Genomic DNA, 15,801 nt, shown 5'->3' with positions numbered 1-15,801 from the left:
ATGAGCAAAAAAACACTATTAGAACTGCGTGATGGGATTGATATATTAGATAAAAAAATCCAATTATTAATTGGTGATCGTGCGCAATTAGCTGTTGAAGTTGCACAAGTGAAAAAAGCCTCAGATGGTAATAGTGTTTTTTATCGACCTGAGCGTGAAGCACAAGTGCTACATTCAATTACTAAAAGAAATGACAGTCTATTAAAAGACAAAGACATGGCGTATATTTTTCGCCAAATTATGTCAGCCTGTCTTGCACTTGAACAACCTTTAAGTATTGCTTACTTAGGTCCTGAGGGTACCTTTACACAAGAAGCAGCACTTAAAAATTTTGGACACAGCGTATCCACACTTGATTGTGCGAGTATTGATGAAATTTTTCATCAAGTTGAGAAAGGTAATGCACATTATGGCGTTGTGCCTATTGAGAATTCATCTAATGGCGTGATTGGCGCTACGGTTGATATGCTTTATTCTCAAAATTTGAAAATTTGTGGTGAAGTGGAAATTTCAATTCAGCATCAGCTAATGAGTGCAAATCAATCACAAGAAATTAAAGTTATTTATGCTCACTCTCAAGCATTGGATCAATGCCAGCGCTGGCTAAGCAATCACTACCCAAACACCGAGTTAAAATCAGTGGCATCAAATGCATTGGCTGCTCGTATTGTTAAAGATGAAGTGAGCGCTGCAGCCATTGCTTCAGAGGCGGCATTAAGTTTGTACGGCTTAGAAAGAATTGCCAAAAATATTGAAGACAAGGCTGGAAATGTCACTCGTTTTTTAATTCTTGGTAAAGAGGATATTCCTGTCTCTGGTGAAGATAAGACTTCACTTTTGGTCGTGACCAAGTGCGAGTCTGGCGCACTGTTTGATTTATTAGAGCCATTTAAACAGCAAAATATTAACATGATACAACTGGCAAAACACCCCATGCCTGGCGTTAAATGGGGATATCTATTTTTAATTGATATTGAAGGGCATAAAGACGATAAAAAAGTAAAATTAGCATTAGCAGAAGTGACTAGCAGAGTACTTAAAGTTAATGTACTTGGCTCGTATCCTGTTGCTGTTTTATAAGGTGATTTTTCGTATTGATCGTTATGAAAATATCAATTTTTAAAAGGGTGATTTTCTCTTTTGCACATTTACAAAACTTTTCCTTGTTTGGAAAATTTTCATTATGAGTGTTTGTCCAGCGATAAAGTCTTTAAAACCTTACCAAGGCGGTAAACCCGTTTCTGAATTATATCGTGAACTAGAGCTAGAACATATTGTTAAGCTTGCTAGTAATGAAAACCCTTTGGGTATTGGACCTAGAGTTCAAAAAGCCATGCAACAAGCCATTACTGAGATTAATAGATATCCTGATGGTAATAGCTTTGAACTAAAACAAGCAATTGGTGAACGTTTGAATGTTGATACTAGTTGTATTACATTGGGTAACGGCTCAAATGATATTTTAGAACTGGTGGCTAGGGCTTATGTTTGTCACTTTGATGATGAAGTAGTGTTTTCAGAATATGCATTTGTGGTTTATCCTTTAGTGACTCAAGCGCTTGGTGCAAAGGCAGTGGTGACAAAATCTAAAAATTTTGGACATGATTTAGATGTAATGCTTGCGGCAATCAGTGACAAAACCAAACTTGTTTTCATTGCCAATCCAAACAATCCAACAGGTACACTTTTAAGCAATGAAGCCATTTTTCAGTTTTTAAAGCAAGTGCTAAAATCAGTTGTTGTGGTATTAGACCAGGCTTATTTTGAATATTTAGATGTTGAAGATAGGGCGATTGAATGGCTAAAAGAATTTGATAATCTAATCATTACTCGCACTTTTTCTAAAGCTTATGCTTTAGCAGGATTGAGGGTAGGCTATAGCGTATCAAGTGCTAAGATAGCTGATTATTTAAACCGTATTCGTCAGCCATTTAATGTCAATCATATTGCGCAAATAGCCGCCATATCAGCATTGGCTGATGATTCTTTTTTAACAAGGTCAATACTTGCTAATAAAAATGGCTTAATTCAGTTATCAAAAGGATTGGATGAATTACAACTTTCTTATATTAAGTCTTTTGCAAATTTTATTGCACTAAAAGTTGATAATGCGACTGATACTTATCAAAAATTATTGACAAAGGGCTTTATTGTACGATCAGTGGAGATGGAGAATTATTTAAGAGTGTCTGTTGGCACATTAAAAGAAAACAATGATTTCTTAGAGGCATTAAAATCAGTCTTATGATAGATAAAATTTGTATTATTGGGGTTGGGTTGATTGGCGGCTCCTTTGCAGTTGGATTAAAGAAAATGGGTCAAGTGAAAACTATTGTTGGTTTTTCTAGGCAAGAGTCGCACCTTAAAAAAGCACAAGAAATGGGCGTTATTGATGCGTATAGTTTGGATATTGCTCAGGTTTTAAAACAAGTGAAAATGGTTATTATTGCAACGCCAGTGAATAGCTTTCAAGCCATTTTAGAATTGATTAAGCCCCATATTCATGAATCGGTTATTATTTCTGATGTGGGTAGCACCAAGGGTAGTGTGATAAAAATTGCCAAACTAGTATTTGGTCAAATGCCAGTAAGGTTTATTCCAGCTCATCCAATTGCTGGCAAGGAAAGAAGTGGTATTGAGGCGGTTGATGCTCAATTGTTTAATCATAAGCGTGTTATTTTAACTCCAGAAAAAAATGCAGATGCTCAGGCGGTGGATATATTAAGTAGTCTGTGGTGTTCACTCGGCGCTAAAGTAGAGATTATGAGTGATAAAAAGCATGATGATTTACTAGCCATGACCTCCCATTTGCCACATATGTTGGCGTATGGATTGATGGATTATTTAATCAGCAATAATCCAGATGCTTGTCGTTATGCGGCAGGTGGATTTAAGGATTTTTCACGCATTGCCTCATCAGATGCGCTTATGTGGAGCGATATTTGCATTAACAACCCTAAGGAAATTGTGAAGCACATTGAGGGTTATCAACAAACATTAGAAAAAATATCAAACTTAATTAAAAATAATCAAGCACAAGCACTTGAAAATCTCTTTCAAGAGGCTAAATCTGCACGAGACAACTGGTTGGATGGTTAAAAAAATATGAGTAAATTTGTTGCAAAGCCAGCCAATTCATTTTCTGGTCATTTAAAAGTGCCTGGTGATAAGTCGATTTCCCATCGAAGCATTATGCTAGGCTCTTTAGCTAATGGCATTACTAAAATCAGTGGTTTTTTAGAAGGAGAGGATGCATTGTCAACCTTAAAAGCCTTTCAAGCTATGGGGGTTAAAATTGAGCGTAATGGTGATAATGTTACTATTTATGGAGTGGGTCTTAATGGGCTAAAAAAACCTTTAGCACCACTTAATTTAGGTAATTCTGGCACTTCTATTCGTTTAATATCTGGCATATTAGCGGCGCAAACGTTTGCTAGTGAATTGTGTGGTGATGAATCACTATCAAAGCGTCCGATGAGTAGGGTTATTAATCCTTTAACTAAAATGGGTGCGGTGATTGAAAGTAATGATGGCAAATTACCCCTTAAAATTAAAGGCGGGCAAATATTAAAAGGCATTCATTATGATTTGCCAGTGGCTTCAGCGCAAGTAAAATCTTGTGTGCTTTTAGCGGGTTTATATGCACAAGGTGAAACTTGCATTAAAGAGACAGCACCCACACGAGACCACACTGAACGCATGTTAAAAGGCTTGGGTTACAAGGTGGGTGTTAATAGAAATAAAATATGTTTAACAGGTGGTGCTCAGTTAAGTGCTTTTGCAATACAAGTGCCAAGCGATATATCATCAGCTGCATTTTTTATGGTAGCTGCATCAATTGCACCAAAAGCAGATATAACCCTTACTGGTGTTAATATTAATCCAACACGAACAGGTGTTATTGATATTTTGAAGTTAATGGGTGCTAATTTAAGCTTATCAAATAAACGTGAGATTGGTGGAGAGTTGTTAGCCGATATTCGCATTCAATCAGCGCGACTAAAAGGTATCCACATTCCTGAAAATTTAGTGCCACTAGCCATTGATGAACTTCCCGTTATTTTTATTGCAGCCAGCTGTGCCAAGGGTGAAACCATACTGACTGGTGCCAAAGAACTAAGAGTTAAGGAATCTGATCGTATTCAAGTGATGGCAGATGGTTTGAATATTCTTAGTATTGAGAATGAAGTGCTTGAGGATGGTATTAAAATTCAAGGCGGTGTTTTTTTAAAGCCTAATGTTGCGATTAAATCTCACCATGACCACCGCATTTCTATGTCATTCGCCATTGCCTCTTTAAGGTGTCATCACGACATTGAAATTGAAGGTGTGGATAATGTCAAAACTTCGTTTCCCAATTTTGTTGAATTGGCTAATTTTTCGGGCATGAATATTACAGAAATTTAATTATAAAAAAAGACGCTTGAATAGGTGTTTTTTAACAAAGGAGGTTAAAATTTAGTAGCCACCTTTGCGTTTAGTTTCAGGCAGTCCAGCAATTTTACCTGCTTGCTTGGCAGGACCTTTTGGAAATAATACGTATAACTCTTTAGTGCTTAATTTACCTTTCCAGTCATCTTTTAAGCCTTTGACCATGTTGCGCTCGTTAGGCTGGTTGGCGTTGTTATTGATGTATTCACCACGTAAAAAATTAATTAATTTAAAGCTGTTATCTGTTAAGTTGACACCTTCTTCTTCTGCTAACTCACGAGCAATGTCTTCATTCCATTCATTAAGATCTTTTAGGTAACCATAATTATCTCTTTCTAAATCAGCTAATGCCATTTCTTTCTCCATCAATTAAAAAGTAATTATTATATAATAATTACTTTTTGAATTCGCTTATTTTTATTATGACAATTGAAAACGCTTCACCTTTTTTTGCATGGGATGTTTCTTCATTCTTGGCTTTATTTTTAACACTGGCTTTTGTTATTGTGATGATTGATCAATTATTCTTTAGTCATACGCAAACGCCAGTTGCAGATAAAACGAAAAAATCAACCTTGGGGAGGTTTGTCCATTTTGCCTTATTTTTACGTTTTAACAAATTTGAAAAATATCTAGATCGCCCTAAAATAGTACAATGGTCGGCTGAGTTTTTTCCAGTATTGCTATTAGTGTTTGTACTTCGAGGCTTTGTTATTGAGCCTTTTAGAATTCCTTCAAATTCAATGATGCCAACCTTATTAACAGGCGATTTTATTTTGGTATCAAAGTTTGATTATGGTGTTAGTATTCCAATTTTAAATAAAAAGATAATCGAGTTTTCAAAGCCTGAAAGGGGCGATGTTGTTGTATTTAGGTATCCTAATTATGAAAAAAAATCAAAATATCAGGGTGCTGATTTTATTAAGCGTGTCATTGGCATTCCGGGTGATAAGATAATTTACCGTGCAGATAGTTTGTATGTGAATGGTGTAAAAATTAATAATAAAAATATTGGTGTGTATCAAGGTGTTGAATCGGGCTTAATCATGACGGGCTTTAAGCATAAGCGTGAATTATTAGACAATAACCCGCATCATATTTTGCTAGATCCAAATCAACACTCTAAAAGTGTAGAACTAACTGTACCAGAAAAGCATTACTTTGTGATGGGTGATAATCGTGCTCGTAGTAGTGATTCTCGTTTTTGGGGTTTTGTGCCAGAATCATACATTATTGGTAAAGCGTTTGGTATTTGGATGCACTGGGATGAATCTTTAAAGCTTGATAGAATCGGTGGCTTTGATTAGTTAATGTAATTTGGAATATTATCCAACTCATCTATTGATTGATAATGAATAATAATTTTTCCTTGATTGTCATTTGGTTTAATTTCAGTTTTTGAGGCTAGCTTTTTACTTAAAGTTTGTATTAGCTCTAAAATACATGGCTCGATTGAAGTTGATTTTTAGGGAGTGGATTAAACACTTTTTTGGCTAATTCATTTAGCGTATCGGGGTCAATGTCCTTTCTAGACTGGAACTTTCTTTGTTTACAACCAACCAATATTTAACATTTTTAAGTTGTTTTCGGAAGCAGCTTGCTTGCTTTTAGCAGGCACTTGTCCTGATAATATATCCAATCTACGCCCTAGTTTTGAAATCTTTTCCATATTAATTAATTAACGTTTTCCAGCACTCCACTGGCTAAGGAGATATAAGAAATTGCCCCTCTGAATAATCTTACATAGTTAATTACATTTTCTACAAAACTCGGCGCTTCTGTTAATACATTTCTAGGGGTGATGTTTTAAAGACTTTGTGTGAAAAAAAATATTGAAGCAACTGAATAGGCGCTTCATTGAATAAGTTATTCCTTGTGTCAAATATTGTGCGTATTGAACCTGTAATCTTCAAGTTAGGATTGTGATTAGTTGATTTGATTTTATCAATCGTTTGTATCAATGCACTTAAACCTTCTAATGCGTAGTACTTACACTGCAACTCACAAATAGAATATTAAGGTTATATTTATCTACGCTACAACCCATCGTTGCATTACCTTGAGAACTGGTATCAACAAGCAATATGCGCTTTTTAATGGCTTTTAATGCCCCACTTAGATTGACAGTTGTTGTTATCTTACCGACGCCGCCTTTTTGGTTTGCAACAGAAAGTGTAATTGCTATTATTGGCTGTTTAAAACCGTTAAAGCTTTTAATAAAATTGTGGCCTCGTGTACAAAATAATCTTTTTTTAATTTTTCAATACTTATTCTGTTTTGTTTTTCTTTGTTTTTTTCTTGGGCGCTTAGTATTTCTTTAGAAGAGAGTTTAGAAGGATCCTCAACTTCCAAGTGACCATCAAGGTCTTTTTCTTTAGTCTCAATCACTGATTTTTCTGCTTCATTTTCTAGACTAATGTTCTTTAGTTCAATATCAGGCACAATACCTTTGGCTTGAATAGAGCGTCCATTTGGTGTGTAATATCTGGCAGTTGTAAGTTTAAGTCCATAGCCTTTTTGAAACTCAAGAATGGTTTGCACCGAGCCTTTTCCAAACGAAGTACTGCCCATAATAATGGCGCGTTTGTGGTCTTGCAATGCGCCTGCAACAATTTCTGATGCAGAAGCTGAGCCTTCATTGATTAGTACAACAATAGGTAATCCTTGCATGATGTCACCTGATTTTATTTTGAATTTAAGATTTGAGCTTGGAATTCTACCTTTGGTGTAAACCACCAGTCCTTTCTTGTCAAGAAATAAATTTGATATATCAACTGCACTATCCAAAATACCGCCTGGATTGTTCCTCAAATCAAGAATTAATGAGCTAAGTTGGGCATTATTTTCTTCAATCAAATCATTAAAAGTCTGTTTGAATAGTTCTGCTGTTGGATCTTGAAAGCTAGAGATACGTATATAGCCAATATTTTTTTCCAGTAAATAGCCTTTAACCGAGATAATGGTAATAATTTCTCTAGTAATATTAACAACAAACGGTTTCTTATTTTTACGCACAATGGTAATTTGGATATCAGTACCTGCTTTGCCACGCATTAACTCAACACCATCCTCCAAAGTCATGCCACGTACTGGCTTATCACCAATTTTTACGATTAAATCGCCCGCTTGGATGCCGGCTCTATAGGCGGGCGTATCGTCAATAGGAGAAATAACTTGAATGGCCTCATTTTTCATGCCAATAACAATACCAAGACCTCCAAATTTACCTAAGGCACTTTCAAGCAGATTTTTCTGTTCTTTGGGCTCAAGATAGCTTGAATGCGGGTCTAATCCACTGACCATACCTTTAATAGCATGGTTAAATAGTTTTTTATTATCGACATTATCAACGTACAACTGTTTAATATTGCTAAAAACAGCCGTAAATGTCTCAAGATCTTTGAAAAAAGCTTCTATTTTTTGTTTTTCAGCATCGCTTTTAGCTAATGTGGGTGTATAAATGCCAAAAAGTGTATAAAAAAGCGTTAAAAATAGTGAATATTTAAAAAAGTTCAAAAAAGTCATAATATAATAATTTGTTTATAGAAAGTTTAAATATAATAATTTGTTTATAGAAAGTTTAAATATAATACTATGAAACCAATATTATTATTTTGAATTTTACATTGGTTTTTTTTAAAAAAATGGAGAAAAAAATGAGAAGACTAAATGTAATTTTGTTGGCTTTAATGATGTTTACCTCATTAAGTGCTTTTGCGGAAAGAGTAGCACAAGACAATGGCCCAGTTCAGGCAATACAAATAGCGATTGTAAAGCTTAATCAGTTAGCAACCATGGCATATTCACCAAAAATGCTTAATTTTTTCGTTGAAAAAGAAATTGCACCATTATTTGACTTTAACTATATTGCCAGTGAAGTTTTGCTAGTGAGTAATAATCGCTTGGGCGAAGAAGAAACCAAGTTTTTTGTTAACAGGCTGAAAAACAATATGATGAGCACTTTATTGGCAAGATTGTCTCAAGTAAATTCTACCTCGTTTCAATTTATATCTGCTAGGCCAATGATAGACAGTTCAATTGCAGTACAACTTAAAGTCAATGGATATACTTCATTTAGCGGTATTTATCTTGATTTGTTATTCCATCAAAACGAGGATAAACAGTGGCAAATTTTTGATATTGTGCTTAATAATGACAGCCTGATTAACTATTATCAAAAGATGGTATTAATCAAAGTTAGGCGATATGGTATTTATGGCATGTTGGGCAGACTTTAATTAATTTTAAAGAAATAGAGGATTAATTATGAGCAAAATAACATTATTAGAAAAAGAAGAAGATATTGAAAAAGCAACAAGAGCTTTAAAAGCAATGGCACATCCGCTGCGTTTAAAGATTTTATGCGCACTAAAAAATGACGAATTACCCGTATTAGAAATTGTAAAAAAAGTTGGCTCTTCACAATCTAATATTTCACAACATATTGACATTCTTAGAACTAAGAATATTGTCGAATCTCGGCGTGATGGTAATAAAATATTATGCAAAGTTAAAGACGCAAAAGTTCTAAAATTGGTGTCTAATATACAAACAGTGTTCTGCTCTGAATAAGGTTAATTTTAACAACTTTTCTCTATGCGCTCGTAGCTCAGCTGGATAGAGTGTTAGCCTCCGAAGCTAAATGTCGGGTGTTCGAATCACCTCGAGCGCACCATTAGGAATATTAAGCATGACTTATCCAATCATTAGTCCAATTGCACTAGATTTAGGTTTTGTACAAATCTATTGGTATGGGTTGATGTATTTGATGGCTTTTTTAGCGGCTTATTTATTGGCGAATTATCGTGCCAAGCAGCTCAAAAATTGGCATACGCAACAAATTGAAGATTTAATTTTTTATGGTGCAATTGGTGTGGTTGCTGGTGGTCGTTTGGGTTATATGTTATTTTATAATTTGCCAAATTTTTTATCTGATCTTTTATTAATTTTTGCCATTCAAGATGGTGGCATGTCATTCCACGGTGGTTTTTTAGGTGTGTTGTTGGCAATGGTTTTGTTTAATCGAAAATATAATAAAACTTTTTTTACCACAATGGATTTTGTTGCACCACTTGTGCCTTTAGGATTAGGTTTTGGTAGAATGGGTAATTTTATTAATAGTGAACTTTGGGGTAAAATAACCACCAGTCCATTTGGTATGTATATTGAACAACAAGGAGTAAGCCGATATCCATCACAACTGTTTGAAGCATTTTTAGAGGGTTTAATTTTATTTATTATTCTTTGGATGTTTAGTAACAAATTGCGCCCGTCCATGTCAATTTCAGCATTATTTTTGATTTTCTATGGTTTGTTTAGATTTATAATTGAGTTTGTTCGAGTGCCAGATGTGCGGTTGGGTTATTTGGCTTTTGGTTGGCTTACCATGGGGCAATTATTAAGTCTACCAATGGTAGCGTTTGGCATTGTGCTATTGCGAAAAGCATATTTTAAAAAGAAGGTAATATGAAACAATACTTAGATTTTTTAAGACTGGTTAAAAATACTGGTATCAACAAAACTGACAGAACAGGCACAGGAACAACCAGCTTGTTTGGACACCAAATGCGTTTTGATTTATCTAAGGGTTTTCCACTTGTTACTACCAAGCGTGTACATTTGCTTTCGGTCGTGCACGAGTTGTTGTGGTTTCTTAGTGGTGACACTAACATTAAATATTTGCAAGAAAATGGCGTGCGAATTTGGAATGAATGGGCAGATAAAAATGGAGATTTGGGTCCAGTTTACGGCGCACAGTGGCGAAATTGGCAAAATGCTAGAGGCGAAAGTATTGATCAGATCACGCAAGTGGTAGCGCAAATCAAAAGCACACCAGATTCTCGTAGAATTATTGTTTCAGCTTGGAATGTTGGTGAATTAGAAAATATGGCATTACCACCTTGTCATGTATTTTTTCAGTTTTACGTAGCTGATGGAAAGCTGTCTTGCCAGTTGTACCAAAGAAGTGCAGATATTTTTCTTGGTGTGCCATTTAATATTGCTTCATATGCATTATTAACGCACATGATGGCGCAACAGTGTGATTTGGAAGTGGGTGATTTTATTTGGAGTGGTGGTGATTGTCATATTTATTCCAATCATACCCAGCAAGTAGAAACACAATTAGCTCGTAGCCCAAAAGCATTAACAACCCTTAAAATCAAGCGTAAACCTGAGAGTATTTTTGATTATAGTTTTGAATATTTTGAGTTTATAAATTACGTATTTGATGCACCTATTAAAGCACTAGTTGCGATTTAAATTATTTCCAAATATCCATTGTAATGCCTTGAGCACGAAGTTTATCTGACTTATCTTCTATATAACGCTGAAAGTTTGGCTGATATTTGTAATCCCCTGAAGTGACGTATAAGTCATAATACTGTGGAAGTGATAAGCTCTTAAAAGCATCTTTCCTGATAACGTAAAACATAATGGCCGATTTATAAATTAAGTTTCAGATTCTCATACCATTTTAGCAGTAGTTCCTTTTCTTGATGGGGTAATAATTTTGCGCAGGCAAGATTTTATTGCGAGATAGCATGTGTGGTGGTGTTTCAGATAATGGGTCTTGATTAAGATTGCCTGTTTTATCTTTTTGTAATTTGGCGACCAAAGAGAGAGATTATGAAAATTATCTTTAACCAATTTGACGCAATAAGGACAACTATTTTGATGAAAGTAAATCATCACATGGTTATTATTGTCTGTCGTCTCTTCTAAATCTTCAGAAAAATTCATAAAAGAAGCTTTGAACCGATTAGGCGCCTCATCAACGACCTTGGCACCTAAAAATTCACCTTCTTTCGAGAGTTCAATTGCAACAGATGAAAATGAGACAAGCTAAAGAAAATAATAGTATCAAAGTATACACAATGTATCTTTAGAAGTTGCTTAATGGCTTAATTTTAGTACTAAAATGCTTTCTAGTGCAAGTTAGATGTTTGTGATGTCTTTGTGTGGAATAAACAAACCACAACCTAATAACCGATAATCACCAAGACCTTTTTCTTGTAATAATACTGATTCATCTTTTTTTAAATCAGCCACCATTAGCGAGCGGGTGTGGATAGTACTAGTGTCAGTTTTAATGTTATTCTCAAGACCAGCCATTATTTTTTTAACAGAAATACCAAGCATTTTTAGGTCTTCAAAAGTAACTTGCAAGAAATCCTCCTCACTCATTTCCTTGTCACAAGCAATACTTTTTGCAAACAATACAGGCATGTCGCTAAGTAATTTTGGCTTTAAAGATTTAATAACGTCTATTTGGTATTCGCCTAAATCTAGTGTTTTTCCAAGTAATTGCTGGACCTTGTTTAGCTTATTTTTTGGCACTCTAATGGTTAGTTTTGAGCGTTTAGAGGGGTAATAAAATCCATCTTCGTGGTTTTGCATCCAGCCGTTACCATCTGCGACACTGATGTTAAATATGCCAGCACCCACCTTATCAAGCCATGGCAAATGTTTAAGTAGTGCTTGTGCTAGTAAAAAGCCATGATCAATGGGTAAAATTCTAGCATAAATATTGAACACTGCATTTTGTATGGTTTCAGGCAGCGTAAAATGTTCTTTTTTAGCGTCTTCTTGCCAGAACATAAAATAGTAAATTATCAGCTTAAGTTATAATAGGTAGATATTATAAACTTATTTATCGTTATAAAACCCAACACAAACGTAATGGAAAAATTACAAAAAAAAATTAATTATCAATTTAAAGATTTATCTTTATTAAAGCTTGCTTTGACGCATCGCTCTATGGGTAAAAATAATAACGAACGTTTGGAATTTTTGGGCGATAGTATTTTAGGTATGGTCATTTCAAAAGAGCTTTATCAGCGCTTTGCTCATATTGACGAGGGTAAGCTTTCTCGATTAAGATCACACTTGGTTAGAGGGCAAACTTTGGCACAACTAGGCGTAGCATTAGAATTGTCAAACAATTTGATTTTAGGCTCTGGTGAATTTAAAAGTGGTGGTTACAGACGTGAATCTATTCAAGCAGATGCTGTTGAGGCAATATTTGGTGCGGTGTTATTGGATTCTAATTTTGAAACCACGAGTACGGTTATTCTAGGCCTTTTTGAGACGTTATTAAGCAATATCAGTTCAGATAATTCGCTAAAAGACCCAAAGACACAATTACAAGAATACTTACAAAAGCGTGGCAACGTTTTGCCAAAATATGAGCTTAGTGAGATAGTAGGCAAAGATCATAATGCAATATTTACAATAAACTGTCTTTTAAAGGAGCAAAACTTGCAAGTTAGCGAATCTGCCAAAAGTATTAAAAAAGCAGAACAATCTTGTGCACAAACCTTATTAAAAAAACTAAAAAAATCATGAATCTCAAACAACTTACAACAAGCAATAAAACTATTAAGCCAAATTTTAAGTCAGGCTTTATTGCAGTTGTTGGGCGGCCTAATGTTGGTAAATCTACACTTATTAATGAATTAATTGAGCAGAAATTATCCATCACTTCACATCGTCCACAAACCACGCGCCACCGCATCCACGCTATTGATACAACTGATGATTATCAAATGGTATTTGTGGATACACCAGGCATTCATATAGGTAATTCCAAAGCCATTAATTCTTATATGAACAGAGCGGCCAGTTCAACCATAGCGGATGTGGATATTATTTTATGGCTAACAGAAGTGGGCAAATGGACCAAAGAGGATTCAAGGGTTTTGGAACACATTAGGCAAGTTAAGGTGCCTGTTATTTTATGTATTAACAAAATTGATAAATTAAAATCTGCGCAAGAGGTATTACCATTTTTGGATAAAGTTTCTCAAAAATACCAGCCAACAGATTTGTTCCCTTTGTCGGTATTTAAAAAGAAAGATATTTGTGCATTACGTGAGTTAGTTTTTCAATACCTACCAAAACAAGCCCTTATTTTTGATGCTAATTATATAACCGATAGAAGTGAAAAATTTATTATTACTGAATTCATTCGAGAAAAACTCATGCGCCATTTAGAAGATGAATTGCCTTATGATTTAACCGTTGAAATTGAACAATTTGAACAAGATGGTAATCTGCAGCGAATTTCTGCCTGTATTTTTGTTGACAAAGCTTCACAAAAAAATATCGTGATTGGTAATAAAGGTGATATGCTCAAACTAATTGGCACTGAAGCACGAAAAAGTATCGAAGGCTTTTTAGACAGAAAAGTATTCTTAAAGCTTTGGGTTAAAGTCAAACAAGGCTGGGCTGACGATAAGCGCGCGTTGGTCTTATTAGGGTATGATTAAAGTTGAGCTAACCCCTGCTTTTTTAATTCATCGTCGAGCTTTTAAAAATTCATCACTACTACTTGATTTTTTTACTCGTGATTTTGGCAAAATTCGTCTAGTTGGTAGAGGGCTTAGAGGGTCAAAAACCAACATTCAAATGTTCCAAAATTTGAGCATTTCATTTGCAGGTAGAGGCGAGCTAAAAGCACTAAGTTATTGGGAAATTGATGATGTGCCTAGGAATTTTAAAGGCGAAGAGTTGATATTGGGTATGTATGTGAATGAACTTGTATCAAGACTATTACATGAGCAAGACCCATATTCTGAGTTGTTTGCACAGTATCAGAAATTTGTAAGCCAAATGGGGCGTTTAAAGCAAAGTGCTAAGTATTGGCATTTAAGAATATTTGAAAATAACTTATTAACCGAATTGGGTTATGGCATTAGTTTTACAGAAGATATTAATGGTAATAAAATTGACCAAAACAGCCATTATGAATATCAACCCCAAGCAGGATTTATGCGCAATTCTTTGGGTAAAATATCAGGAAAATTAATCAACCAATTACTCATAGAAGCGATTGAAGATGTACTAGATGCGCAACAATTAAAAGTTTGCCGAGATTTAAACAGACAGCGCCTAAGTGTGCTTTTGGGCGACAAGCCTTTAAAAAGTCGGTCTTTATTTTTTATTAAACAATAACAAACAATGAGTATTTATTTAGGTATTAATATTGATCACATTGCCACCATCAGGCAAGCCAGAGGTACAAACTATCCCTCACCAATAGAGGCAGCTTTATTGTGTGAAAAATCAGGCGCAGACAGCATTACACTACATTTGCGTGAAGACAGGCGTCATATTCAAGATGCTGATGTGAAAATTCTACGCAACCAACTCACCACAAAAATGAACTTAGAAATGGCAGCAACAGATGAAATGATTGCCATTGCTAGCAAAATCAAACCTCAGGATTGTTGCCTAGTGCCTGAAAAGCGTGAGGAGCTAACCACCGAAGGTGGGCTTGATGTAGTATCGCAAATACCTAGAATGAAAGACGTTTGCCTGTGCTTGAGCGAATCACACATTATTGTTTCTTTGTTTATTGACGCACAAAAGAATCAAATTGATGCAGTACGTGAGTGTGGCGCGCCTGTGATTGAGCTACATACTGGGCACTATGCCAATGCAACTAATGAGGCACAACTAACAGAACTTGAAAAAATTAAAACCATGACCACTTATGCACACTCAATTGGTTTGCAAGTCAATGCAGGCCATGGATTGACTTTAGAAAATACAACTGCTATTGCTAAATTACCTGAAATTGTTGAGCTTAATATCGGACATTCAATTATTGCCAGAGCTATGTTTATCGGGCTTGAAGCCGCCACTCGTGAAATGAAAACACTAATGCTAGAGGTAAGAGAATGATTTATGGCGTAGGCACTGATATTATCAACATCAAACGTGTTGAACACATATTAAGCAAAAACAAACAAGGCTTTGTCAAGCGCGTATTGTCTGAGCATGAACAAGCCTTATTCGCCAATAAAGGCGACAGTGCCGCTTATTATGCCAAGCGTTTTGCCGCCAAAGAAGCTTTTGCAAAAGCTTTGGGTAAGGGTATTGGTAAGATTGTTAGTTTTCAAGATTTAACCGTGCGTAATAATGAAAACGGCAAGCCGTATTTTATTCCTAGCGAAAAATTACGCTTATATCTTGTGAATAAAAACATTAAACAGGCGCATCTTAGTTTGTCAGATGAAAAATTTAACGCTGTGGCGTTTGTTGTTTTAGAAACAGAAAACTAATTGATATATTGACCAAACCCTGCTTTATAAGCCTCATTCTTAGTACTAACACAACCAAATTTTTCTGCTGTTTGATAACTAGATATGGCTAGAGGGTGTTGTTCCAATACAGGTATAGGGGTTTTATGCATTTTAAAGCGTTTTAAGCCTTTGTTCATTCGTTGAAACCCTGCTGGATTTAACCCGCCACAGTCTTCATTGTAATATTTCACCGCACCAATAATTACCAGCATTTCATTAGGTGAGAGAGCTAACGTACTAAAATTAGCAGCAAGTAATAGAAAAGTGAGTATTTTTTTCATTT

General features: G+C 35.2%; 20 protein-coding genes and 1 tRNA gene. 15 read left to right on the top strand and 6 right to left on the bottom strand.

Annotated elements, in window-relative coordinates; genetic code table 11:
* From pheA to aroA, 4 genes are all read left to right on the top strand, one after another.
* The gene (pheA, locus tag HUE58_RS03040) at positions 1 to 1,080 is read left to right on the top strand and encodes a prephenate dehydratase (RefSeq protein ID WP_174605578.1); all 1,080 of its coding nucleotides are present in this window, start codon (positions 1 to 3) and stop codon (positions 1,078 to 1,080) included.
* 103 nt (positions 1,081 to 1,183) lie between these two features.
* A complete protein-coding gene (hisC, locus tag HUE58_RS03035; RefSeq protein WP_174605577.1) occupies positions 1,184 to 2,248 on the top strand; it encodes a histidinol-phosphate transaminase in 1,065 nt (354 codons plus the stop codon).
* Positions 2,245 to 3,099, top strand: a complete 855-nt coding sequence (locus HUE58_RS06840) for a prephenate dehydrogenase (protein ID WP_246260850.1) — start codon at positions 2,245 to 2,247, stop codon at positions 3,097 to 3,099. Before hisC ends, HUE58_RS06840 begins: the two co-directional genes overlap by 4 nt.
* Positions 3,100 to 3,105: 6 nt before the next feature.
* Complete coding sequence (gene aroA, locus HUE58_RS06835) at positions 3,106 to 4,407, top strand: 3-phosphoshikimate 1-carboxyvinyltransferase (RefSeq protein WP_246260849.1); 1,302 nt, start codon at positions 3,106 to 3,108, stop codon at positions 4,405 to 4,407.
* A 51-nt stretch (positions 4,408 to 4,458) separates the two neighbouring features.
* Here aroA and HUE58_RS03025 read toward each other — a convergent pair whose 3' ends face one another.
* A complete protein-coding gene (locus HUE58_RS03025) occupies positions 4,459 to 4,785 on the bottom strand; it encodes a TusE/DsrC/DsvC family sulfur relay protein (RefSeq protein ID WP_174605576.1) in 327 nt (108 codons plus the stop codon).
* A gap of 68 nt (positions 4,786 to 4,853) precedes the next feature.
* Here HUE58_RS03025 and lepB point away from each other — a divergent pair, with 68 nt between their 5' ends.
* A complete protein-coding gene (lepB, locus tag HUE58_RS03020) occupies positions 4,854 to 5,738 on the top strand; it encodes a signal peptidase I (RefSeq protein WP_174605575.1) in 885 nt (294 codons plus the stop codon).
* Here lepB and HUE58_RS07325 read toward each other — a convergent pair.
* From HUE58_RS07325 to HUE58_RS03010, 3 genes are all read right to left on the bottom strand, one after another.
* Entirely contained in the window at positions 5,735 to 5,821 is an 87-nt protein-coding gene (locus HUE58_RS07325; RefSeq protein ID WP_422851483.1) for a hypothetical protein, read from the bottom strand. The two genes, lepB and HUE58_RS07325, sit on opposite strands and share 4 nt — an antisense overlap.
* 585 nt (positions 5,822 to 6,406) lie before the next feature.
* Positions 6,407 to 6,568, bottom strand: coding sequence for a ParA family protein (locus HUE58_RS07220; protein WP_340689634.1), 162 nt, complete (start codon positions 6,566 to 6,568; stop codon positions 6,407 to 6,409).
* A gap of 47 nt (positions 6,569 to 6,615) precedes the next feature.
* A complete protein-coding gene (locus HUE58_RS03010) occupies positions 6,616 to 7,956 on the bottom strand; it encodes a S41 family peptidase (protein ID WP_174605574.1) in 1,341 nt (446 codons plus the stop codon).
* A 131-nt stretch (positions 7,957 to 8,087) separates the two neighbouring features.
* Between HUE58_RS03010 and HUE58_RS03005 the strand changes: the two genes are divergently transcribed.
* The 5 genes from HUE58_RS03005 to HUE58_RS02985 all read left to right on the top strand — a co-directional run bounded on the left by HUE58_RS03005 (position 8,088) and on the right by HUE58_RS02985 (position 10,692).
* Entirely contained in the window at positions 8,088 to 8,669 is a 582-nt protein-coding gene (locus tag HUE58_RS03005) for an ABC transporter substrate-binding protein (RefSeq protein ID WP_174605573.1), read from the top strand.
* Between the two features lie 28 nt (positions 8,670 to 8,697).
* On the top strand, positions 8,698 to 9,003 hold the full coding sequence (locus HUE58_RS03000; RefSeq protein ID WP_174605572.1) for an ArsR/SmtB family transcription factor: 306 nt from the start codon (positions 8,698 to 8,700) through the stop codon (positions 9,001 to 9,003).
* 26 nt (positions 9,004 to 9,029) lie between these two features.
* Positions 9,030 to 9,106 (top strand) — tRNA-Arg (locus tag HUE58_RS02995).
* Positions 9,107 to 9,121: 15 nt separating this feature from the next.
* Positions 9,122 to 9,901 carry a prolipoprotein diacylglyceryl transferase gene (lgt, locus tag HUE58_RS02990; protein ID WP_174605571.1) on the top strand — a complete coding sequence of 260 codons (780 nt, stop codon included), beginning with the start codon at positions 9,122 to 9,124 and terminating at the stop codon, positions 9,899 to 9,901.
* Positions 9,898 to 10,692: a thymidylate synthase gene (locus HUE58_RS02985; RefSeq protein ID WP_174605570.1), complete on the top strand. Its 795-nt coding sequence runs from the start codon at positions 9,898 to 9,900 to the stop codon at positions 10,690 to 10,692. The genes lgt and HUE58_RS02985 overlap by 4 nt, the downstream gene beginning before the upstream one ends.
* 675 nt (positions 10,693 to 11,367) lie before the next feature.
* On the opposite strand, the gene cas6 is transcribed toward HUE58_RS02985, so the two are convergent.
* Complete coding sequence (cas6, locus tag HUE58_RS02980; RefSeq protein ID WP_174605569.1) at positions 11,368 to 12,030, bottom strand: type I-MYXAN CRISPR-associated protein Cas6/Cmx6; 663 nt, start codon at positions 12,028 to 12,030, stop codon at positions 11,368 to 11,370.
* Between the two features lie 81 nt (positions 12,031 to 12,111).
* On the opposite strand from cas6, the gene rnc reads away from it, so the two are divergent.
* From rnc to acpS, 5 genes are read left to right on the top strand one after another with little or no spacing between them, the layout of a single operon-like run.
* The gene (gene rnc / locus HUE58_RS02975) at positions 12,112 to 12,777 is read left to right on the top strand and encodes a ribonuclease III (protein ID WP_174605568.1); all 666 of its coding nucleotides are present in this window, start codon (positions 12,112 to 12,114) and stop codon (positions 12,775 to 12,777) included.
* On the top strand, positions 12,774 to 13,700 hold the full coding sequence (gene era, locus HUE58_RS02970; RefSeq protein ID WP_174605567.1) for a GTPase Era: 927 nt from the start codon (positions 12,774 to 12,776) through the stop codon (positions 13,698 to 13,700). The genes rnc and era overlap by 4 nt, the downstream gene beginning before the upstream one ends.
* Positions 13,693 to 14,385 (top strand): DNA repair protein RecO, encoded by a 693-nt coding sequence (gene recO, locus HUE58_RS02965; RefSeq protein WP_174605566.1) that lies wholly within the window; start codon positions 13,693 to 13,695, stop codon positions 14,383 to 14,385. Before era ends, recO begins: the two co-directional genes overlap by 8 nt.
* Before the next feature lie 6 nt (positions 14,386 to 14,391).
* Entirely contained in the window at positions 14,392 to 15,117 is a 726-nt protein-coding gene (pdxJ, locus tag HUE58_RS02960) for a pyridoxine 5'-phosphate synthase (protein WP_174605565.1), read from the top strand.
* Positions 15,114 to 15,497, top strand: a complete 384-nt coding sequence (acpS, locus tag HUE58_RS02955; protein WP_174605564.1) for a holo-ACP synthase — start codon at positions 15,114 to 15,116, stop codon at positions 15,495 to 15,497. Before pdxJ ends, acpS begins: the two co-directional genes overlap by 4 nt.
* Here acpS and HUE58_RS02950 read toward each other — a convergent pair.
* On the bottom strand, positions 15,494 to 15,799 hold the full coding sequence (locus HUE58_RS02950; protein WP_174605563.1) for a hypothetical protein: 306 nt from the start codon (positions 15,797 to 15,799) through the stop codon (positions 15,494 to 15,496). The genes acpS and HUE58_RS02950 overlap by 4 nt on opposite strands.
* Between the last annotated feature and the right edge of the window lie 2 nt (positions 15,800 to 15,801).

The sequence above is a fragment of the Candidatus Ruthia endofausta genome (assembly GCF_013342985.1).
GTDB classification, from domain to species: Bacteria; Pseudomonadota; Gammaproteobacteria; order PS1; family Pseudothioglobaceae; genus Ruthia; species Ruthia endofausta.
The sequence above is the reverse complement of the archived record's forward strand: the minus strand, read 5'-3'. Positions and strand labels throughout refer to the sequence as shown.